The following is a 20,299-nucleotide window of genomic DNA, read 5'->3' as shown; positions in this document are numbered from 1 at the left end:
ACACCGAGCGGAAAGAATCCGTCGCTCATGGCGCCCAACGCGCCGTAAAAGGTCTGCGGATCTGCGCCTGCTCTGGCGTCCTTTGCGGGGAACGGATACTGCCAGTTCAGTGACGGCGCAGGCTGGGGTGCAGCAGAAGTGCTCTGCCCAGTTGTCGGAGGATTTTGTGGTGAGGCCATGTTGCAGATTGGAGTGAAGTTAGCCGGAGAACCTTGAGCTATGTCCGACTACGTCGGCGAGGTCGTTAGGCGCGGGCAGCTTTGAGGACGTCCGCATCGACGCCGCCCCCTTCTTCTGGATCGTGATCACCTTGAAGAACAGATCAGCAGGACCGCCGAGCGTGATGTTCCCGTCTTTAAGCTGGATAAATGCATTGCCACATTCGAGTACATGATCCTTTTCGGACTGCTGCGTAACGGTCATTTGCGCTCTCTTCATCTGATCAGCAGTGCTTGCTAACTATCTGGTATGAGACGCAACTGCGTGCTCAATCGAGTATGTGGGTGGAGTACCTTACGCCCCTTTGAAGTGCCAGTGAAGTGGCACGCGCGTCGCACCGAAAAGCATGTTGTTTTTGACCAGTTAATGACAATTGCCGGCCACGCGATCTGTTTTTGAGAGACATTGAGTGCTAAGCATCAGCAGCCAAACATGGGCGAAATAGGCGGCCAGGTCAGTCGTCTGAACGGCACCCCGCTCACCTCCCCGCCCACGCCCTACCCCGCGCGCCCCTACCGCACAAACGACGCATACACACTGTTGAGCCCGTAACGCCGCTCCAGTTCGACCGCCACACGTTCAATCACCTCGGGCCACTGCCCCCGCTGCGCTTGCGTGAAGATGCGCACGCCCGGGTACCACGGGCTGTCTTCGCGACCGCGCAACCAGCGCCAGCAACCCGCGAAGCGATTGAGCAGCCAGACAGGCTTGCCCATCGCCGCGGCCAGATGCGCAACCGACGTGTCGACCGAAATCACCAGATCGAGGTTGTCGATGATCGCGGCCGTATCCGCGAAGTCGACGACCTTGTCCATCCAGTCGATAAGACGCGCTTTCGTCGCGGCGCTCGGGCACTTCCCAAGGTCGTCGGTCTTTTGCAAGCTGATCCAGCGGACACCGGGTAACGCGAACAACGGCGCGAATTGCGCCGACGTCAGACTGCGCGCGCGGTCTTCGATCAACGCCGAGTGACCGCCGGCCCACACTACGCCGACGCGCGGCAGGTCCGGCTGCGGCAACGACTCCAGCCTTGCGCGCCAGTCGGCCGAGCGCTGCGGTTGCGCGTGCAGATAGGGCGCGGCCGGGATGTTGTCGAGGCGCGTGCCGAATGCGAGCGGCATCGACATCAACGGGCATTGCCAATCCCATTTGCCGATGTTGGGCATCACGTCGTCGAGCATCACGAGGCCCGGCCAACGGGCGCACAAAGACTCCTCATACAGGCGCCGCAACGGCGGCGGGCAGATGTAACCCACTTGCGCAAAGCGTTCGAGCGCGAGCGGCAGATAACGGACGAATTGCAGACTGTCGCCAAGGCCCTGCTCGGGCAGCACCAGCAGACGCGCGCCGCCGGCTGTCAAGCCATGCGCGCCGCCCACCAGCTCGGGACGCTCGCCTTTCCATTGCGGCAAAGGCAGTCGCGGCGTGTCCAGAGCGGGCTGGCCGTTGGCATCGACGAAATTGGCCGAGCGGTCCTCGAAGTAGGGCCAGGCCTCTTCATAGCGGCCGGCCGCGAGCAGCACCTGGCCGAGGCTTGCGCGCACGCCGCGATTCGCGAGGTCGAGCGTCATAGCCTGCCTGATGTGCTGCTCGGCTTCGCTCAGCGAGCCAAGCTCTTTCACGACGACGCCGAGGTTCGCGTGCGCCTGCGCATAGTCGGGTTTGAGTTCGATCAAGCGCCGATAGACCGATGCGGCCTCCTCCGCACGCCCTTGCAGTTGCAGCGCCACGCCCAGGTAGTAGTGAAGCGAAAGCGACTGCGGCTGAAGCGCGAGCCCCGCTCTCGCCGTTTCCACGATGTCCGCGAACATGCGCAGCTTGATCTTGATCAGGCACAGCGTGTCGAAGAACGGCGGCTGCGGCTCGACTTCGATGGCGCGCTCGATCCAGCGCTGCGCCAACGGCAACTGGTCCAACGCGAGCGCCACCAGTCCACGTGCGTAGAGCGCGCCAGCGTGGGCGCAATCGTGCACAATGATCCGATCGAGCAGCGCCTGCGCCGCGTCGAGCCGCCCGGCGACCCGCGCCTCCTGCGCCTCTTCGAACCAGAGCGAGATAGTTTCGGATGACACGGGGGTTAGGCTTTGCATGATCGCGAGAAGGGGTCTGCGTGGATGAACCGGGGCACTCTGAATAGCGCAGGCGGCAAATGCCGCGGTGCACTGTGGGCCGCGCCCGCATTATCAAGGTCGCGTGCGGCCGCCTGTGTAGGACCGTTCCCAATCGCGCGCGCAGATTGGCGTCAGCAAAATACGCAAAGACGCGCTGACGCGGACTTGACCTTACCCCCATGGGAAGGTCCAAGATCACCTTGAGATTTGTCTCAGGAGAATGGAAATGGAAACGGAATTTTCGGTTCAGGATATGTCGTGCGGCGGCTGTGCCAACTCCATCGCTCGCGCGATCGCCGGTCTCGATCCGGCTGCAACGGTGGATATCGACGTGGCGACGAAAATCGTCAAGATCGCATCGACACTGCCAGCCACGCAGTTGAGGGATGCCATCGAGGCGGCGGGATTTCATCCGTCAGTGCGAAACGAATGACCCCATGTCACCTTACACAACTTCGAAACGGGAACTGATCATGAAAAAACTTTCAGCGTTGCGTGCTCTGTGCATGTTTGGCGGCGTGGCATGCGCGGTCGCGGCGATGCCCGTTCAGGCACAACACATGGCGTCCATGCCCGGCATGGACATGTCGGCGTCAGCAGAGGCGGGCTCGGGCGGCTCGACGCCCGCCTTCAAGGCCGCCGACGACAGGATGATGAAAAACATGAGCGCGCCGGCCTACACGGGCGACGCCGACAAGGATTTCGTCGCGCACATGATCCCGCATCACCAGGGCGCGATCGAGATGGCGCAGGTGGAGCTCAAGTACGGCAAGGACCCCGAGTTGAAGCGCCTCGCGCGGAACATCATCAAGGCGCAGCACGACGAAATCGGCTTCATGCAACGCTGGCAGGCCAAGCACGGCGCGAAGTAGGCTTGCTCCCGCCGCCGGACCGGCTCAGTGCCGGGTGACGCCCCGGCCGGGGCCCGCGGCTGTTTCGTCGACCTTCATCTTGTCGCGCACTGTGTCGGGCACGTCGTCGCCCAACTCGTCGGGCACTGTATCGCGCACCTCGTCGCGCATTTCGTCGCTCACTGTGTCGCCAGGCGCCGCGCGCGCCTCGTCGACGCCGGCCGCCGCTTGCGGGCGCGCGCCGTCTGGGCCTCGCACCCGCGCGGCGCCGTCATTCGCGGCCTGCTGCAACAGGCGCGCCGCGCGGCTCGCCGTAATGCGCTTGCTGGCCACGCCCTTGGCATCGAGCGCGATCACCTGAAACAGTTCGCGGTCGCATGCGAGTTCCTGCCGGTACTGTTCGCCAGTGCTCGCCAGCAATGCAAGCGTGGCCTGCAGTTGGTCGCGCTCTTCGCTCGTGACGGCAGGATTCCTACATATTGTGGACGCGAGCGTAACCAGCGTACTCAGTTTGCTCATCTGCCGGTCGCAGAGATGAAAAGCCGATAAGGCGAGCTTCTCGTACTGAAGAGCGTCGACAGGCGGGCGAGAATCGGCTTGCGGCGGCTGTTTTTTCCTACTCATGTGCGATCTCTTTAAGACTTCAGTGGGTCGCCCGCACCCTGGAGTTGACGAACGGCGCGGTGATGATCGCAGGCTGTCAAACCTGCTCATCGTGCATGCCTCAATAGGCTGACGATTATAGCGAGTAAGGGAGCGCTGGCAGTCAACCAGGCGGGCTAAATGGTCGCGAAGTGTGCCCGTCAAGTCACGCCGATGCACGACCGTCACGGCGCTCCACTCACCAAATCGTGCAACCAACTCGCTGGCTCGCACAACGCCTGTCGGTCCCCCGTTTAGATCGGCATCCTGATCGTTGGGAGAAAGCGGGCGTCGGCGCCAACCTCGATTGTCATCGCACAAACGCCAGGCGCCGGCCGCCGCGCTAGCCCGCCACCCTCACCCAGCCCTCCATCAGAACGCGTGCACTACGGCTCATCACCGCCTTCTTCACCACCCACTCGCCACCCACTTGCGCCGCCTCGGCCCCGACTCGCAGCGTGCCCGACGGGTGCCCGAACCTCACGGCCTCGCGCTCGCCGCCGCCGGCCGCAAGGTTGACCAGTGTGCCCGGAATGGCCGCCGCCGTGCCGATGGCCACCGCCGCCGTGCCCATCATTGCGTGATGCAGCTTGCCCATCGACATCGCCCGCACGAGCAAATCCACATCGCCGGCGCGAATCTGCTTGCCGCTCGACGACACATAATCGGCCGGCTCCGCAACGAACGCGATCTTCGGCGTGTGCTGGCGCGTCGCGATCTCGTCGAGATGTTTGATCAGCCCCATGCGCAACGCGCCGTGCGCGCGAATCGTCTCGAACTTCGCAAGCGCCTTCTCGTCACTATTGATGGCGTCTTGCAACTCGGTGCCGGTGTAGCCGATTGCTTGCGCATTGACGAAAATGGTCGGAATGCCCGCGTTGATCATGGTCGCTTTCAGCGTGCCTACACCGGGTACCTCCAGATCGTCGACGAGATTGCCCGTCGGGAACATGGAACCGCCCGCGCCCTCTTCTTCCGCGGCCGGGTCCATGAATTCGAGCTGCACTTCGGCCGCCGGAAAAGTCACGCCGTCGAGTTCGAAGTCGCCCGTCTCCTGCACCGCGCCGTCTGTCATCGGCACGTGCGCAATGATCGTCTTGCCGATATTGGCCTGCCAGATGCGCACAATGGCCACGCCGTCGCGCGGAATGCGGCTCGCGTCGACCAGACCGGCGCTAATCGCAAACGGCCCGACCGCCGCGGACAGATTGCCGCAGTTGCCGCTCCAGTCGACAAACGGCTTGTCGATCGACACCTGGCCGAACAGGTAGTCCACGTCGTGATCGGGCCGGCTGCTTTTGTCGATAATCACCGTCTTGCTCGTGCTCGACGTCGCGCCGCCCATGCCGTCAATCTGCTTGCCGTACGGATCGGGGCTGCCGATCACGCGCAGCAGCAGTGCGGCGCGCGCAGCGCCGGGCATTTGCGCCGAGTCGGGCAAATCCTGCAAGCGGAAGAACACGCCTTTGCTCGTGCCGCCACGCATGTAAGTGGCGGGAATTCTGATCTGCGGTTGATGCGCCATGAAAGAGTGTCCTGAACTGTTAGGTGATCAAGCCGCCGCCTGCGACGACTCCAGAAAGTCCTGTGCAAAGCGCTGCAACACGCCGCCGGCTTCGTAGATGGAGACTTCCTCTGCTGTATCCAGCCGGCACGTCACCGGTACCTCGACACGCTCGCCGTTCCTGCGATGAATCACTAGCGTCAGGTCCGCGCGCGGCTTGCGCTCGCCGATCACGTCGAAGGTCTCGGTGCCGTCTATCGCCAGCGTCAGGCGATTCACGCCGGGCTTGAATTCGAGCGGCAACACGCCCATGCCAACCAGGTTCGTGCGGTGGATGCGCTCGAACCCTTCGGCGACAATCGCTTCGGTGCCCGCAAGGCGCACGCCCTTGGCGGCCCAGTCTCGCGACGAACCCTGGCCGTAGTCGGCGCCGGCAATCACGATGAGCGGCTGCTTACGCTCCATATACGTTTCAATGGCTTCCCACATGCGCGTGATCCTGCCCTCGGGCTCGATGCGCGCGAGCGAGCCGGTCTTGACCTTGCCGTCCTCAATCACCATCTCGTTCTTCAAGGTCGGATTCGCGAAGGTCGCGCGCTGGGCCGTGAGGTGATCGCCGCGATGCGTCGCGTACGAATTGAAGTCCTCTTCCGGCAGGCCCATTTTTGCGAGGTACTCGCCCGCTGCGCTGTCCGGCAGGATCGCGTTCGAGGGCGACAGGTGGTCCGTCGTGATGTTGTCGCCCAGCACCGCGAGGGGACGCATGCCCTTTAACGTGCGCTCACCCGCCAACGCGCCCTCCCAATACGGCGGACGGCGAATGTAGGTGCTCATCGGCCGCCAGTCGTAGAGCGGATCGGCTTTGTCTTGCGTGTCCACGGAAACGGCGAACATCGGCTCGTAGACTTTGCGGAACTGCTCGGGCTTCACGCTCGCAGCGACGAGCGCGTCGATCTCTTCATCCGACGGCCAGATGTCCTTCAGCGTGACTGCATGGCCTGCCGCGTCCACGCCGAGCACGTCTTTTTCTATGTCGAAGCGAATCGTCCCCGCAATCGCATACGCGACCACCAGCGGCGGCGAAGCCAGAAACGCCTGCTTTGCAAACGGATGAATGCGGCCGTCGAAGTTGCGGTTGCCCGACAGCACAGCCGTCGCGTACAGATCGCGCTCCACGATCTCTTTCTGAATGGCCGGATCGAGCGCGCCCGACATGCCGTTGCACGACGTGCACGCATACGCGACCACGCCAAAGCCGAGCTGCTCGAGTTCCGGCAGCAAGCCCGCTTCCTCCAGATAGAGCGTAACCGCCTTCGAGCCCGGCGCGAGCGACGTCTTGGCCCACGGCTTGCGCGTGAGTCCCCGCCGGTTCGCGTTGCGCGCGAGCAGCCCGGCGGCAATCATGTTGCGCGGATTGTTGGTATTCGTGCAGCTCGTGATCGCCGCGATGATCACGGCGCCGTCCGGCATCAGGCCCGGCTCGTTCTCGACCTTGCCGCTGATACCGCGTGCAGCCAGCTCCGATACCGGCAGGCGCTTGTGCGGATTCGACGGCCCGGCGAGCGTGCGCACCACCGTGGAAAGGTCGAATCTGAGCACGCGCTCGTATTGCGCGTGCGCGAGGCTGTCGGCCCACAGACCGGTGTGCTTCGCATACGTTTCGACGAGCTTCACGAGTGCGTCGTCGCGGCCGGTCAGCTTCAGGTACTTGATGGTCTGCCCGTCGATATAGAACATTGCGGCCGTCGCGCCGAATTCGGGCGCCATGTTGGCGATGGTCGCGCGGTCGCCGAGCGTGAGCTTCGCCGCGCCTTCGCCGAAGAACTCCAGATATGCGCCGACCACCTTCTCCTTGCGCAGGAATTCCGTGAGCGACAGCACGACGTCGGTTGCGGTAATGCCTGCGGCGGGCTGGCCCGTCAACTCCACGCCGACAATGTCCGGCAGCCGCATATACGACGCGCGGCCCAGCATCACGCTTTCCGCTTCCAGCCCGCCCACGCCGATGGCGATCACGCCGAGTGCGTCGACCATCGGCGTATGCGAGTCGGTGCCCACCAGCGTATCGGGAAACGCCACGCCGTCTTTCACCTGCACGACCGGACTCATGCGTTCGAGATTGATCTGATGCAGGATGCCGTTGCCCGGCGGAATCACGTCGACGTTGCGGAACGCGCGCTTGGTCCAATTGATGAAATGGAAGCGGTCTTCATTGCGGCGATCTTCGATCGCGCGGTTCTTTGCAAACGCGTCGGGATCGAAGCCGCCGCATTCCACCGCCAGCGAGTGATCGACCACTAGCTGCGTCGGCACCACCGGATTGACGAGCGCCGGGTCGCCGCCCTGCGCGGCAATGGCGTCGCGCAAACCCGCCAGATCGACGAGCGCGGTCTGACCGAGAATGTCGTGACAGACGACTCGTGCCGGGAACCAGGGGAAATCCAGCTCGCGCTTGCGCTCGATCAGCTGTTTGAGCGACGCGACGAGCATGACCGGATCGCAGCGTCGCACGAGGTTTTCGGCGAGCACGCGCGAGGTGTACGGCAGCTTGTCGTATGCGCCCGGCTCAATTGCATCGACGGCGGCACGCGCGTCGAAGAAATCGAGTTCGGTGCCGGGAAGGCGTTTGCGGTAGGCAGTATTCATGGCTTGGCGACAATCGGTAATGGAGCGCAAACAAAGGCGGCGCAGCGCAGCGCCCGTTTTCGAGCGGGGCGCGCGCAGGCGTTCGGGTGACGCGTGTCAATGTAGTGTAGCTCGCGGTTCTCAAACCACGGCCCCGGTTCAAGGCCGGTTTGAACCGGTTTGAACCAAGGGTGTGGCTCTCATCGCGCCCCGGCCGCGGGGCGCAATCTGCCGCAAATAGCTCGACTCAAGCGCGTTTCGCGAGCGGCACGAACGGCAGATCGTCAGGCCCGGTGTAATTGGCGCTCGGCCGGATGATCTTGTTGTCGATGCGCTGCTCGATGATGTGCGCACTCCAGCCAGACGTGCGCGCAATCACGAAGAGCGGCGTGAACATGGCCGTCGGCACGCCCATCATGTGATAAGACACCGCGCTGAACCAGTCGAGGTTCGGGAACATCTTCTTGGCTTCCCACATCACCGACTCGAGCCGCTCCGCGATGTCGAACAACTTGTTGTTGCCCGCTTCCTTCGAAAGCTTCTTCGCCACTTCCTTGATGACCTTGTTGCGCGGGTCCGAGATCGTGTACACCGGATGCCCGAAGCCGATCACCACTTCCTTGTTCTCAACGCGTTTGCGGATGTCCGCTTCCGCTTCATCCGGCGTCTGGTAGCGCGACTGGATTTCGAACGCGACTTCGTTCGCGCCGCCGTGTTTCGGCCCGCGCAGTGCGCCGATCGCGCCGGTAATGGCCGAGTAGATGTCCGAGCCGGTGCCGGCAATCACCCGGCCGGTGAACGTCGACGCGTTGAACTCGTGTTCCGCGTAAAGGTTCAGCGACACATGCATGGCATCGACCCATGACTTCGGCGGCTCCGTGCCATGCAGCAGATGCAGGAAGTGGCCGCCGATCGAGTCGTCGTCGGTCTCGACCTCGATGCGCTTGCCGTTGTGCGAGTAGTGATACCAGTAGAGCAGCATCGAGCCGAGCGAGGCCATCAGTTTGTCGGCAATGTCGCGCGCGCCCGGCAGGTTGTGGTCGTCCTTCTCCGGCAGCACGGTGCCGAGCACCGACACGCCGGTGCGCATCACATCCATAGGATGCGCGGCGGCCGGAATCCATTCGAGCGCGGCCTTCACGTTCGCGGGCAGACCGCGCAGCGCCTTCAGCTTCGCCTTGTAGGCGCTCAGTTCGGCCTGCGTGGGCAGCTTTTCGTGCACGAGCAGATAGGCGATCTCTTCGAATTCGCAATTGCCCGCAAGGTCGAGAATGTCGTAGCCGCGATAGTGCAGGTCGTTGCCGGTCTTGCCGACGGTGCAAAGCGCCGTGTTGCCCGCGGTCACGCCCGACAGCGCGACGGATTTTTTCGGTTTGAATGCGCCCGTGTTGGCCGTGCTTGCGCTGTTGTCTGCTTCGCTCATCAGTGTGTCTCCAGATGCGTGGGGAATTGTTTGACCGCCGCCTTAAACGCAAGGAATGGGCCAACGTTGGCCGCATGCGCTAAGTGCCTGATTTGCAAACTTACTCGTGTACTCCGGGAGCGCGGGTGTTTCACAAACGGAACTTTCGCATTTCAAACATGAAACCGGTGCGCGCATAATAGGCGGGCCAGCACGAGTCTACTTGCGAGCCGCCATCTTGAGCACTGTCCCCTTCGACACCGCCCCGCGCCCGCGCATCTGGGCGCTCAGCATCAGCCGCCTGCGCGATCTGTTTCTCGACATCGCCGGCGAATACGTGGGGCGCGCGGATCTGCGCATCGTCGCGCGAGGTTTCGAAGACGCCGTGCGCGAAATCGAGGCTGCCGGCGCCGGCCGGCCCGACGTCGTGATTGCGGGCGGCTCGAACGGTGCCTATCTGAAGACGCGCGTGGCCGTGCCGGTCGTCATGATTACGCCGACCGGGTTCGACGTGATGCACGCACTCGCGCGCGCCCGCCGCGACGGCGCCAAGGTTGCACTGGTCACGCATGGCAACACGCCCGACGAGATCCGCCGCTTCGTCGCGGCATTCGGGCTGGATGTGACGTTCGCCTCGCATCAATCGGCGCAGGACGCGGAAAGCGTCGTGCTCGACCTGCGCGATCGCGGCATCGACGTGGTGGTGGGGCCCGGGCTTGTCACCGATCTCGCGGCCAACGCGGGCATGGGCGCGGTGTTTCTTTATTCGCGCGCATCGGTGCGTGCCGGCTTCGAGACGGCGCTCGAAGTCGCGCAGGCGACGCGGCGCGAGACGCTGCGCCGCCAACGGCTCGACAACCTGTTGCAACATCTGCGCGACGGCGTCGTCGCACTCGATGCCGATGGACGCGTCGAGGCGATGAACCAGCGGCTTGCCGCGGTGCTCGGCATCGACGCGGCGAATGCGGCGGGCCGCGCGCTGCTCGAACTCGCGCCCGACCTCGCGGGCAGTCTCCCCGACTCGGACGGCGACGCGTTCTGCACCGTGCGCGGCGCGAGCTACGTGGTGCATCGCGGACCGCTGGCAAGCGGCGGCGCGGCCGCGGCGGGCACCGTGCTGACGTTCCAGGAATCGCGCGCAGTGGAACGGCTGGACCGTACGCTGCGTTCACGGCAACGGGTGCAGCAGTTCAGCGCGCGCTACCGGCTGGACGATATGGTCGGCGCCTCGCAAGCCATGCAACGCGTGCGCGGGCTCGTCCAGCGTTACGCAAGATCGGACGCAACCGTGCTGATTCTGGGCGAAAGCGGCACCGGCAAGGAAATGGTCGCGCAGAGCATGCATCAGTTGAGCGCAAGGCGCGACTTCGCATTTGTTGCGATCAATTGCGGCGCGTTTCCTGAGGCGCTACTCGAAAGCGAACTCTTCGGCTATGAGGAAGGCGCGTTCACCGGCGCGCGCAAGGGCGGCAAGGCGGGGCTGATCGAGGTCGCGCATCGCGGCACATTGTTCCTGGATGAAATCGGCGAGATGCCGTTGTCGTTGCAAAGCCGCTTGCTGCGCGTGTTGCAGGAGCGCGAAGTCGTCCGGCTCGGTTCGACGGAGCCGACACGCGTGGACATCCGCGTTGTCGCGGCCACGCACCGCGCGTTGACCGAGGGCATCGCGACGGGCAGCTTTCGCGCCGATCTCTATTACCGGCTCAACATTCTGAGCATTGCGCTGCCGCCGCTGCGCGAGCGATCAGCCGACCTGCTGCCGCTGGCCGTCGAACTGCTGTTGCAAGCCGCGGCGCGCGAGCCGCGGCTTGCCGCACGCCTGCCCGACGCCGCTGCCGCAGAGCGCGTTCTGGTTGCGCTCGCCGAGCCGTTGCAGCGTTATGCGTGGCCGGGCAATGTGCGGGAATTGCAGAACGTGATCGAACGGATTGCCGTTGAGCTTGCGGACATGGAGGCCGACAACGACGCGGAAACAGGCAGTCCGCCTTTGCTGACGCGCGACATACTGCGCAGCATCGCCCCTGAAATTGCCGAACCGGCGCACGCGCGCCCGAAGAAAACCGCGTTGACGCTGCGCGAGCGCAGCCGTCATGTGGAAGCCGATGAAATCCGCGCCGCGCTCGCCGCACACGGTGGCGACCGCGACGCGGTATGCGACGCGCTCGGCATCAGCAAGACGACCTTATGGCGGAAGCTGAACGCGGCGCGTTAGCCTTTTGTGCCGCGCCGGCGCCGTGCTTGCCGCCGTTGGCCGCCGCGCGCTGAATGAACATGCTCGGCGTCATGCCGCAGCATCGCTTGAAATGCCGGCCAAAGTGGCTTTGATCGAAGAAGCCGACCTCGGTCGCCACCACCGAGCCCGGTACGCCTTCGAGCAGCAGCGTCTGCGCCCGCTGAATGCGCAGGCCGCACAGATAGCGATACGGCGACGAGCCGTACTGCTGCCGGAACACCGTCGCAAAGCGCGATACGCTGAGCGCGGACAGCGCGGCGAGTTGGGCAAGCGTCACCGGCTCGTTGAAATGGGCTTCTATGAAAGCCCGCGCGGCATTGAGGCTGAGGGACTGTTTCATGACGTGACGATGCCAGGGCAAGCCGCCGGCTCCTCGGCAAAACGCTGAATGGAAAATTTGTCGAGCGCAATGGACGTGCTGCCCGTATCCACGAGTTCCGCCATTGTCTCGCCCACGCCCGGACCGATCTGAAAACCCGAACCGCTGAAGCCGAACGCGTAGAAGAGCCCGTCGACCTTGCTGCTCGGACCGATCACCGGCTCGCCATCGGGCAGGTAGCTTTCCACCCCGCTCCACACCCGGATCACATGCAACGGCGCCAACGCGGGCACGAGCCGCCGCATCTGCGCGAGCTGCCGCACGGTGTTTTGCGGCAGCACCGACGCGCGGCTCGTCACCGCATCGGCCGGCCCCGCAGGCCCGCCGCCGACGATGATGTTGCCGCGCGGAATCTGTCGGAAATAAATGCTCTCCTGCTTGATGGACGTGAAGACGCCCATCGACGATTTAAAGACATATGGCACCGGCTCGGTCACGCACATTTGCGGTCCGCTCACGGCGAGCGGCGCGCGTTCGCCGAACTGCTCGGTCAGACGCGTGGCCCACGCGCCGGTGCAGATCACGAGCCGGGCGGCGTGGTACACGTCGCCGCGCGCGCTTTCCACGCGAAAGCGGCCGCCCTCTGTTTCGACGCGCACGATCTCCGTGTTCTCTATCACCTGCGCGCCGAGCCGCGCCGCCGCGCGTCCGAACGCAGGCGCGGCGAGGCGCGGATTCGCGTGACCATCCAGCGGCGAAATGGATGCGGCCAGCACTTCGCGCCCGAGAAACGGAAAGCGCTGAAACAGTGCCGCCCCCTGCAGCACTTCGAGCTCGAGGCCGTAGGCGCGCGCGTCGCTCGCGTACTGCACGAAATTCTCGACGTCCTTCTCGTGATAACAGACGCGGGTATGACCGACCGGCAGAAATTCGACGTCCTCGCCGAGCAGTTGCGCTGAGCGCTGCCACGTGCGCAGCGCGCGATTGGCCATAGCGAGTTGCGGCAGCGCGCGGCCCTGGCGCCGCACGCCGCCGAAGTTCACGCCACTCGCCTGCTGCCCGGTCAGCCCGCGCTCCAGCAGAATCACCGAGCGATTGCGCTGCCGCAGAAAGAACGCGGTCGTCGTGCCCATGATGCCGCCGCCTATCACGATGACATCGGCTTCGTTACGCGTCGCGCTCATTGAGCCTCCTCCTCGGTGAGCGCCACCGGCAGCGGCTTCACCGGTGCCTGACCGCGCAACCGCCCCACCGACGAAAGCGGCACGCATGCGGCCGCCGCAATGATTTCCGCGCCCGCGTGTCCGCAATAGCGGCCCTGGCAGCGTCCCATGCCGACCCGCGAAAACGCCTTGGCGCGATTGGCTTCCTGCGCGCCCGCTTCGCGCACGACGCGGCGCAGTTCGCCGGCCGTGATCGCTTCGCAGCGGCACACAATGGTCTCGTCCGGCAGCGACGCGGCCAATTGCGCCGGCCACGGGAATGCGTCGCGCAAGCCGGCCGCAAAGCGCGAGAAGCGCGCGAGCTCGGCGCGCAAGCCGTCCATATCGGCGATGCCGGGGGTTTGCACGCCTTGGTCGTGCAGCGCGGCGAGCGCCGCGAGACGCCCAGCGCGCTCTGCCGCATCAGCGCCGCGCACGCGTGCGCCGTCGCCGGCAAGATAGACGCCTTTGACGCTGCTGCGACCGTCGCCGTCTATTTCGGGCAGCCACTGCCGTGCATCGCTGTCGAACACGAAGCGGCAGCCGGCGAGATCCGCCAGTTGCGTTTCCGCACGCAAGTGATAGCCGAGCGCCACCGCATCGCACGCGAATTCGGTACGCTTGCCGTCAGCCAACGCGACTTCCACGCCGCTTACACCCGTTAGCGGCGAACCTTTTATCTCGACTGGCCGCACGCCGCGATAAACCGGTACGCGTGCCGCGGACAACACCCGCGTCAACGCGATGCCTTTTTTCAGCGCGGCGGGAATGGCGAGCAGACGCGGCAACGCGGCCACGCGCTGCATGAACGTCGACGTGTCGAGCACCGCCGCGATCTGCGCGCCCGCCTTCACATATTGCGCGGACACCAGATACAACAGCGGCCCGCTGCCCATCATCACGATGCGCGAGCCGATCGCACAGCCCTGCGATTTGAGGGCAACCTGCGCGCCGCCAAGACTATAGGTGCCCGCCTGGTGCCAGCCTTTGACGGGCATGAGCCGGTCGGTCGCGCCGCTGCAAACAATCAGCACGTCGAACGGCAGCGTGCCGTATCGCGTGCCGCAAACCGTATGCACGGCGTTCGCCGAGATATTCCACACGAGCGTTTCCGGCAGATAGTCGATTCTGCTTTTCAGCGCATCGAAGCTTTGATGCAACGATGCGGCGCGCTCGGCCTCGGTGCCGTAGAGCGTGTCGTAGCTGCGGGAAAAACCGTCAGGTTGGCGCCGGTAGATCTGCCCGCCGTCGCGCCGGCCTTCGTCGACCACAGCAGGGCGCAGACCGGCCTGAACGAAAGTCTGTGCGGCACGCACCCCGGCGGGCCCCGCACCGATAATCACTACACGCGGGGCCATACGCCCTCCCCGGCCTCGGCGAGATTCGTGACGATCGACATGCCAGGCGCCGCGGGCGTGCTGCATGCGCGCAGGCGCTCGCCTTGCGCGGTCCACACCCAGCAGTCCTGGCACGCGCCCATCAGACAGAAGCCCGCGCGGCGGCCGTCGCCGAATTCGGAATCGCGCAGCGTGCTGCCGCTCGTGAGCAGCGCGACCATCAGCGTGTCGCCTTCGGCGGCTTCGCGCACCACGCCGTCGACGGTAATCGGGAAGGTCTTGCGACCGGTTTCGGCGAGCCGTACAAATCGCTGGTTCATGCCGCAATCGTCTCCAGATTTTGCAAACGGCTCAGCTCGGCCGCCGAGTGATGGCACAAAATCTCCGCGCCGGAAGGCAACTTCTTCAGCGACGGCGGCGTGACATTGCACATACCGTCGATGCGCACCGGGCAGCGCGTGCGGAACGAACACAGTTCGGGCACGGCGGCACTCTCGCCCATCGCCGGCAGCGCACAGGCGGCGACGTGACGCCGGGCGTCGAGCCAGCCAGGTTTTAGTTCGGGTACCGAATCAACCAGCAAGCCCGTGTAAGGGTGATACGGCGGCGCCACGAGTACGTCGCGCTGCCCCGCTTCCACACGCTGGCCCGCATACAGCACGATCACTTCGTCGCAGATCGCACGCACCGTCGAAATGTCATGGCTGATGAACATGTACGACACGCCCAGTTCGCGGCGCAATTCGGCGAGCAGATCGAGAATCGCGGCGCCGACCACCGTGTCGAGCGCGGAGGTCACTTCGTCGCAGAGAATCAGCGCGGGATCGGCCGCGAGTGCGCGCGCCAGATTCACGCGCTGCTTCTGCCCGCCGGAGAGTCCCGCCGGCGTGCGCGTGGCGATCGAAGCGGGCAGCTTCACCAGGTCGAGCAACGCGAGCATGCGTTTTTTCGCGGCCGCACCGCGCATGCGGTGATAAAACGCGAGTGGCCGGCCGAGAATGTCCGCAATCGAATGACTCGGGTTCAGCGCGGTGTCCGCGTTCTGGAACACGATCTGGATCTGCCGATATTGCTCGGGCGTACGCTGCGATAGTTGCGCAGGCAACGGCTCGCCATTGAACAGCACCTCGCCGCGTGCGCGGTCCACGAGACCCGCCACCACGCGCGCAAGCGTCGTCTTGCCCGAACCGGATTCGCCGATCACGCCGAGCGCGCTGCCGCGAGGCAGGGTCAGGCTCACGTCGTCGAGCACACGCACCGCGGGCACGCCGTCACGGTCGATGCGGCCATAGCCCGCCGACAGTGCACGAATCTGCAGAAGCGGCGGTGCCGATGCACGGTCCTGCTGCGGCGCTTGCGGTGGCTCCGGGCGGCGCGTCGCGGCGAGCAACTGGCGCGTGTAGGCATCCACCGGCGCATCCAGCACTTGCGCGACCGCGCCGTTTTCCTTCACTGCGCCGCCGTTCAGCACGACGATGCGATCGGCCATTTGCGCAACGACCGCGAGATCATGCGACACATACACCGCTGTCGTGCCGAGTTCGCGCACCACCTTCTTGAAAGCCGCGAGCACTTCGATCTGCGTGGTGACGTCGAGCGCGGTAGTCGGTTCGTCGAACACGACGACCGCCGGATCGGTGATCAAAGCCATGGCCGCCATCAAGCGCTGTAGCTGCCCGCCGGAAACCTGGTGCGGATAGCGCTCGCCAATGGTTTCCGGCGCGGGCAGCGCGAGCGCGCGAAACAGGTCGACTGCCTTGGCGCGCGCGGCCTCTTTCGTCATCAACTGATGCAGCAGCGCGGGCTCCGTTACCTGATCCATGATCGTGCGCGCCGGATTGAAACCGGCTGCCGCGCTTTGCGCAACATAGGCGACGGTGCGCGCCCGCAACGCACGGCGTCCTTTTGCGTCGAGCGACAGCACGTCGACGTCGCCGATTCGCACCGAGCCGCCGCTGATCGCACAGCCCGCGCGCGCGTAGCCGAGCAGCGCGAGCGCAATGGTCGTCTTGCCGGAGCCGGATTCGCCGATCAGCGCCAGCACCTCGCCCTTCTGCACCGAGAAGTCCACGCCCTTGACGATCTCCGTCACCGCCCCGTGCGCCGCGCCTGCGACCACACGCAGCCCCTTTACTTCAATCATGTCCCGCTCGGCCATTATGCGTCTCCGTGGCTACGGCCGCGACGCCGCAAGTTGTCGATCAGCAGATTCATGCCGATGGTCAGCGTGGCAATGGCCACCGCGGGCATCAGCACGGCTGGCGCGCCTTCGGACAGGCCGCCGATGTTTTCGCGCACGAGCGAGCCCCAGTCGGCATTCGGCGGCTGCACGCCGAGCCCGAGAAAGCTCAGGCCGCTCAGCAGCAGCACGATGAACACGAAGCGCAGGCCGAAATCTGCAAGCATCGGATGAATCATGTTCGGCAAGACCTCGACGCGCGCGATATACAGGAGCCCTTCCCCACGGGCGCGGGCCACCTGCACGTATTCGAGTCCCATCAGATTCAGCGCGAGCGATCGTGAAATGCGGAACGCGCCCGGAATGTAGGCGAGCGCCGCGACCGTGGTCAGCATAGAAATGGACGAGCCAAACGCCGCGATCACGACAAGCGCAAGCACCTTGCTCGGAATCGAAATGAGCGCGTCGAACAGGCGGCTCAGCACTTCGTCGACCCATCTGCCCGATACCGCCGCGAGCAGACCGAAGAACGTCCCGATCACGCTCGCAAGCATGGTCGCGGCGAGCGCGAGACCGACCGTGTAGCGCGTGCCGTAGAGAATGCGGCTCAGCATGTCGCGGCCTAGGTAGTCGGTGCCGAGCGGATACGCCGCGCTGTAACGGCCGAAAATTTCCGTTGAAGTGAGTGCGCCGCCTTTGTACGGCGCGACGAGCGGTCCGACAAAAGCAACCAGCAACCAGAACAGAACGATCACGAGGCCCAGCAGGCCCAGCACGGAAAAGCGCTGCACGAGCCGTTGCAACACATTGGCTCGGGCGGGCGCGGCAGCCACTACCGGCGCTTCGGCAGCCACCGCTTCGTCGCGGCTGACGTCGTACAGCTCGGTGCCCGCATGCGGGATGGGGCGATGGGTAGGTCGGCTCATCATCGACGCAGCCTCGGGTTAGATACGATTTGACAGAGGTCCGCGATCAGCACGAGCCCGAGATACGCGGCGCAGAACACCATCACGCAGCCTTGTACGAGCGGCATGTCGCGGTTCGTCACGGCGTCCACCATCAGGCTCGCAAGGCCCGGATAATTGAAGATGGACTCCACGATCACCACGCCGCCGAACAGATACGACAGGCTGAGCGCGACCGCATTGGCAATCGGCCCAATGGTGTTGGGCAGCACGTGCCGCAACACCACACGCACGGGCGAAGCACCCTTGAGTATCGCCATTTCCACATACGACGAATTCAACTGATCGAGCACCGCGGCGCGCGTCATGCGGGCCATCTGCGCGACGATCACGCAGCACAGCGTGATGACCGGCATGGCGTAGATGCGCAGCAGCGCGCCGAACGAATTGACCTCGGACAGATAGGAGAGCGCCGGCAGCCAGCGCAGCTTGACGGCGAAAATCAGCACGGCGATGGTCGCCACCAGAAACTCGGGCACGGCAACCGTGGAGAGCGTCAGCACATTCAGCACACGGTCGAGCAGCGAGCCGCGGAACATCGCGGACGAAATGCCGATCAGCAACGCAAGCGGCACCGACACCACCGCTGTCAGCCCGGCGAGCACGAGCGAGTTCGGCAGGCGCGTGGCGATCAACTCGCTGACGGGCAGGTTGTTCGACAGCGATGTACCGAAGTTGCCGGTGACGATATGAAAGAGCCACTCTCCGTAGCGTTGCAGCGCCGGCTGATCGAGACCGAACTGATGCCGCAGCGCGGCGACGGCCTCCGGCGTAGCCGCCTGGCCGAGCGCCTGCTGCGCGGCGTCGCCGGGCAGCAATCCCGTCACGGCAAACACGATGGCCGAAACCAGCAGCAGCGTGAGCAGCGCGAGACCGAGGCGCGCGGCGATGAGTCGTTGCGCGTGTGCTTTCATTGAAAGTCGCCTCCTTTTCGAAGCATGCGCGCCGCCTGTAAAAACGACGCGCCAGACATGTAGTGCAAGTATCGCGGGAAATTGCGGAAAAGCGGCGCTGCGGCCTGAAAGCCCCAGCGCCCTGACTTCAGATCACGCCTCCAGCCAGACGTTTTCGGCGAATGCAAAACCCATCAGACCGGCCAGCGGAATCGAGCCGAGACCTTTGAGCTTGCTCGTGTAGGCGTCGAGCGAACTATGAAAGAGCGGAATGCCGATGCCGCCGTTTTCATGCACGAGCACCTGCATGTCGCCGTAGATGCTCTTGCGCTTTGCGTCGTCCGGCTCACCACGGGCGGCAACCAGCATCTGGTCGAACTTCGGGTTTTTCCAGTTGGCTTCGTTCCACGGAGCGTCGGATTTGAAGAACTGCGTGAAGAGCACGTCGGCGCTCGGACGCGCGTTGATGTTGCCGAAGCCGAGCGGATGCTTCATCCAGTGATTGGACCAGTAGCCGTCCGCCGGCACGCGGCTCACCTGCAGATTGAGACCCGCGCCCGCCGCCGCCTGTTGCAGCAGCATCGCCATTTCGACCGAACCGTCTGCTGCCGGCGACGCATAAACCTGCAGCGGTGTCGAGCCGAGCTTCGCCTTCTGGAAATAGAACCTGGCCTTCTCGGGATCGAACGTGCGTTGCGGCAGTCCGGCGAGGTAGTACTTGTTGGTCGGATCGATCGGCTGGTCGTTGCCGATCGCGCCGTAGCCGCGAAACACCGAGCGGCGAATCTGCTCGCGATCCAGCAGGTGCATCATGCCGCGGCGGAAATCTTCGTTGCCGGTCACGCCGCCCTCGTCGCGCATGATCAGGTCTGTGTAGCCGCCCGTCTTCGTTTCGAGCACCTTGAAGCCCGAAGCAGTCTTCAGACGTTCCGCCGAGTTCGGCGAGAGACCGCTGATCAGTTGCACGTCGCCCGACAGCAGGGCGTTCACGCGTGCCGATTCGTCGCCGATACCGATCAGTTCGATCTCGTCGAGATACGGCATGCCCGGCTTCCAGTACTTGTCGTTTCTCACGCCGACCGTACGCACACCCGGCGAAAACTCTTTCAGTTTGTACGGCCCCGTACCCACGGCCGTCTTGAAGTCGCTCGTGCCTTCCTTGATGATCAGGAAGTGCGACGTGGCGAGAATCACCGGCAGGTCGGCATTCGCGCCTTGCAGCGTGATCGTCACTTCGTTGGGGCCCGTGGCTTTCACTTCCTTCACCTGTTCGGCGATGGTCTTCGCCTTGGAAGCCGTGGCCGGGTCCTTGTGGCGCATGATCGAATAGATCACGTCCGCGGGCGCAAGCGGCTTGCCGTCGTGGAACTGCACGCCGTTGCGCAGCTTCACGACCCACACGGTCGCGTCTTTCGTGTCGATCGATTCAGCAAGCGCCATCTTCGCGCCGAGGTGCGAATCGAGCTCGGTCAGGCCGTTGTAGAACATGTTGCAGCGAACATAGTCGGTGCTGAGCGAACCCTTTGCCGGATCGAGCGTGTCGGCGGCGGAGGCCGACTGCGTGGCCACGCGAATCTTGCCGCCCTGCTTCGGTTTTGCTTGCGCGAGCGCCGAACCGCTCGCGGCCAGCAGACCCGTTCCCGTCATCGACATCATCCCGGCGGCGGCCAGCGCACGCAGCACGTCGCGCCGGGACGCGCCTTTCGCCGTCAATTGCCCGAGCCCGTTGTCGAGGTCAAGGGCGCCATGGGGTGAGTTTTCCTTATTCATCGAACTTCTCCGCGAGATGGGCAGTTGTGGGGGCTGCGGGGTTGAGT

16 protein-coding genes and 1 pseudogene are annotated in these 20,299 nt (G+C 64.5%); 3 read left to right on the top strand and 14 right to left on the bottom strand.

The window, feature by feature from the left end; all coding sequences use genetic code 11:
* Window positions 1–198: 198 nt before the first annotated feature.
* The gene (locus JNB89_RS31195) at window positions 199–438 is read right to left on the bottom strand and encodes a hypothetical protein (protein ID WP_431026612.1); all 240 of its coding nucleotides are present in this window, start codon (window positions 436–438) and stop codon (window positions 199–201) included.
* 293 nt (window positions 439–731) lie between these two features.
* Window positions 732–2,309, bottom strand: coding sequence for a tetratricopeptide repeat protein (locus JNB89_RS28885; protein WP_220364459.1), 1,578 nt, complete (start codon window positions 2,307–2,309; stop codon window positions 732–734).
* 247 nt (window positions 2,310–2,556) lie between these two features.
* Between JNB89_RS28885 and JNB89_RS28880 the strand changes: the two genes are divergently transcribed.
* Window positions 2,557–2,763 carry a heavy-metal-associated domain-containing protein gene (locus tag JNB89_RS28880; protein WP_013341787.1) on the top strand — a complete coding sequence of 69 codons (207 nt, stop codon included), beginning with the start codon at window positions 2,557–2,559 and terminating at the stop codon, window positions 2,761–2,763.
* Between the two features lie 40 nt (window positions 2,764–2,803).
* Window positions 2,804–3,202, top strand: coding sequence for a CopM family metallochaperone (copM, locus tag JNB89_RS28875; RefSeq protein ID WP_220364458.1), 399 nt, complete (start codon window positions 2,804–2,806; stop codon window positions 3,200–3,202).
* A 254-nt stretch (window positions 3,203–3,456) separates the two neighbouring features.
* Here copM and JNB89_RS31190 read toward each other — a convergent pair.
* From JNB89_RS31190 to prpC, 4 genes and pseudogenes are all read right to left on the bottom strand, one after another.
* Window positions 3,457–3,805: pseudogene (locus tag JNB89_RS31190) on the bottom strand (hypothetical protein); the annotation flags it as partial.
* 361 nt (window positions 3,806–4,166) lie between these two features.
* A complete protein-coding gene (prpF, locus tag JNB89_RS28865; RefSeq protein WP_220364456.1) occupies window positions 4,167–5,348 on the bottom strand; it encodes a 2-methylaconitate cis-trans isomerase PrpF in 1,182 nt (393 codons plus the stop codon).
* 27 nt (window positions 5,349–5,375) lie between these two features.
* Window positions 5,376–7,973 (bottom strand): Fe/S-dependent 2-methylisocitrate dehydratase AcnD, encoded by a 2,598-nt coding sequence (acnD, locus tag JNB89_RS28860; protein WP_220364455.1) that lies wholly within the window; start codon window positions 7,971–7,973, stop codon window positions 5,376–5,378.
* Window positions 7,974–8,199: 226 nt separating this feature from the next.
* Window positions 8,200–9,375 carry a bifunctional 2-methylcitrate synthase/citrate synthase gene (prpC, locus tag JNB89_RS28855; RefSeq protein WP_220364454.1) on the bottom strand — a complete coding sequence of 392 codons (1,176 nt, stop codon included), beginning with the start codon at window positions 9,373–9,375 and terminating at the stop codon, window positions 8,200–8,202.
* A gap of 217 nt (window positions 9,376–9,592) precedes the next feature.
* On the opposite strand from prpC, the gene prpR reads away from it, so the two are divergent.
* On the top strand, window positions 9,593–11,566 hold the full coding sequence (prpR, locus tag JNB89_RS28850; RefSeq protein WP_220364453.1) for a propionate catabolism operon regulatory protein PrpR: 1,974 nt from the start codon (window positions 9,593–9,595) through the stop codon (window positions 11,564–11,566).
* Here prpR and JNB89_RS28845 read toward each other — a convergent pair.
* The 8 genes from JNB89_RS28845 to JNB89_RS28810 all read right to left on the bottom strand — a co-directional run bounded on the left by JNB89_RS28845 (window position 11,523) and on the right by JNB89_RS28810 (window position 20,252).
* The gene (locus tag JNB89_RS28845; protein ID WP_220364452.1) at window positions 11,523–11,927 is read right to left on the bottom strand and encodes a helix-turn-helix domain-containing protein; all 405 of its coding nucleotides are present in this window, start codon (window positions 11,925–11,927) and stop codon (window positions 11,523–11,525) included. The two genes, prpR and JNB89_RS28845, sit on opposite strands and share 44 nt — an antisense overlap.
* Entirely contained in the window at window positions 11,924–13,090 is a 1,167-nt protein-coding gene (locus JNB89_RS28840) for an NAD(P)/FAD-dependent oxidoreductase (protein ID WP_220364451.1), read from the bottom strand. The genes JNB89_RS28845 and JNB89_RS28840 overlap by 4 nt, the downstream gene beginning before the upstream one ends.
* On the bottom strand, window positions 13,087–14,466 hold the full coding sequence (locus JNB89_RS28835) for an NAD(P)/FAD-dependent oxidoreductase (protein ID WP_220364450.1): 1,380 nt from the start codon (window positions 14,464–14,466) through the stop codon (window positions 13,087–13,089). The genes JNB89_RS28840 and JNB89_RS28835 overlap by 4 nt, the downstream gene beginning before the upstream one ends.
* The gene (locus tag JNB89_RS28830) at window positions 14,451–14,765 is read right to left on the bottom strand and encodes a (2Fe-2S)-binding protein (protein ID WP_013341797.1); all 315 of its coding nucleotides are present in this window, start codon (window positions 14,763–14,765) and stop codon (window positions 14,451–14,453) included. The genes JNB89_RS28835 and JNB89_RS28830 overlap by 16 nt, the downstream gene beginning before the upstream one ends.
* The gene (locus JNB89_RS28825; RefSeq protein ID WP_220364449.1) at window positions 14,762–16,603 is read right to left on the bottom strand and encodes an ABC transporter ATP-binding protein; all 1,842 of its coding nucleotides are present in this window, start codon (window positions 16,601–16,603) and stop codon (window positions 14,762–14,764) included. The genes JNB89_RS28830 and JNB89_RS28825 overlap by 4 nt, the downstream gene beginning before the upstream one ends.
* On the bottom strand, window positions 16,603–17,553 hold the full coding sequence (locus JNB89_RS28820) for an ABC transporter permease (protein WP_135895817.1): 951 nt from the start codon (window positions 17,551–17,553) through the stop codon (window positions 16,603–16,605). Before JNB89_RS28820 ends, JNB89_RS28825 begins: the two co-directional genes overlap by 1 nt.
* The gene (locus tag JNB89_RS28815; RefSeq protein ID WP_135895818.1) at window positions 17,550–18,503 is read right to left on the bottom strand and encodes an ABC transporter permease; all 954 of its coding nucleotides are present in this window, start codon (window positions 18,501–18,503) and stop codon (window positions 17,550–17,552) included. The genes JNB89_RS28820 and JNB89_RS28815 overlap by 4 nt, the downstream gene beginning before the upstream one ends.
* Before the next feature lie 132 nt (window positions 18,504–18,635).
* On the bottom strand, window positions 18,636–20,252 hold the full coding sequence (locus JNB89_RS28810) for an ABC transporter substrate-binding protein (protein WP_220364448.1): 1,617 nt from the start codon (window positions 20,250–20,252) through the stop codon (window positions 18,636–18,638).
* Between the last annotated feature and the right edge of the window lie 47 nt (window positions 20,253–20,299).

Origin of the sequence: Paraburkholderia phenoliruptrix (assembly GCF_019511605.1) — a bacterium.
Classification (GTDB): domain Bacteria; phylum Pseudomonadota; class Gammaproteobacteria; order Burkholderiales; family Burkholderiaceae; genus Paraburkholderia; species Paraburkholderia phenoliruptrix_A.
This window is presented reverse-complemented; position numbering and strand designations above follow the sequence as displayed.

Coding starts and splice junctions, on each gene's coding strand:
- JNB89_RS31195 (WP_431026612.1), bottom strand. CDS start 438: ATGAAGAGAGCGCAAATGACCGTTACGCAGCAGTCCGAAAAGGATCAT.
- JNB89_RS28885 (WP_220364459.1), bottom strand. CDS start 2,309: ATGCAAAGCCTAACCCCCGTGTCATCCGAAACTATCTCGCTCTGGTTC.
- JNB89_RS28880 (WP_013341787.1), top strand. CDS start 2,557: ATGGAAACGGAATTTTCGGTTCAGGATATGTCGTGCGGCGGCTGTGCC.
- copM (WP_220364458.1), top strand. CDS start 2,804: ATGAAAAAACTTTCAGCGTTGCGTGCTCTGTGCATGTTTGGCGGCGTG.
- prpF (WP_220364456.1), bottom strand. CDS start 5,348: ATGGCGCATCAACCGCAGATCAGAATTCCCGCCACTTACATGCGTGGC.
- acnD (WP_220364455.1), bottom strand. CDS start 7,973: ATGAATACTGCCTACCGCAAACGCCTTCCCGGCACCGAACTCGATTTC.
- prpC (WP_220364454.1), bottom strand. CDS start 9,375: ATGAGCGAAGCAGACAACAGCGCAAGCACGGCCAACACGGGCGCATTC.
- JNB89_RS28845 (WP_220364452.1), bottom strand. CDS start 11,927: ATGAAACAGTCCCTCAGCCTCAATGCCGCGCGGGCTTTCATAGAAGCC.
- JNB89_RS28840 (WP_220364451.1), bottom strand. CDS start 13,090: ATGAGCGCGACGCGTAACGAAGCCGATGTCATCGTGATAGGCGGCGGC.
- JNB89_RS28835 (WP_220364450.1), bottom strand. CDS start 14,466: ATGGCCCCGCGTGTAGTGATTATCGGTGCGGGGCCCGCCGGGGTGCGT.
- JNB89_RS28830 (WP_013341797.1), bottom strand. CDS start 14,765: ATGAACCAGCGATTTGTACGGCTCGCCGAAACCGGTCGCAAGACCTTC.
- JNB89_RS28825 (WP_220364449.1), bottom strand. CDS start 16,603: ATGGCCGAGCGGGACATGATTGAAGTAAAGGGGCTGCGTGTGGTCGCA.
- JNB89_RS28820 (WP_135895817.1), bottom strand. CDS start 17,553: ATGATGAGCCGACCTACCCATCGCCCCATCCCGCATGCGGGCACCGAG.
- JNB89_RS28815 (WP_135895818.1), bottom strand. CDS start 18,503: ATGAAAGCACACGCGCAACGACTCATCGCCGCGCGCCTCGGTCTCGCG.
- JNB89_RS28810 (WP_220364448.1), bottom strand. CDS start 20,252: ATGAATAAGGAAAACTCACCCCATGGCGCCCTTGACCTCGACAACGGG.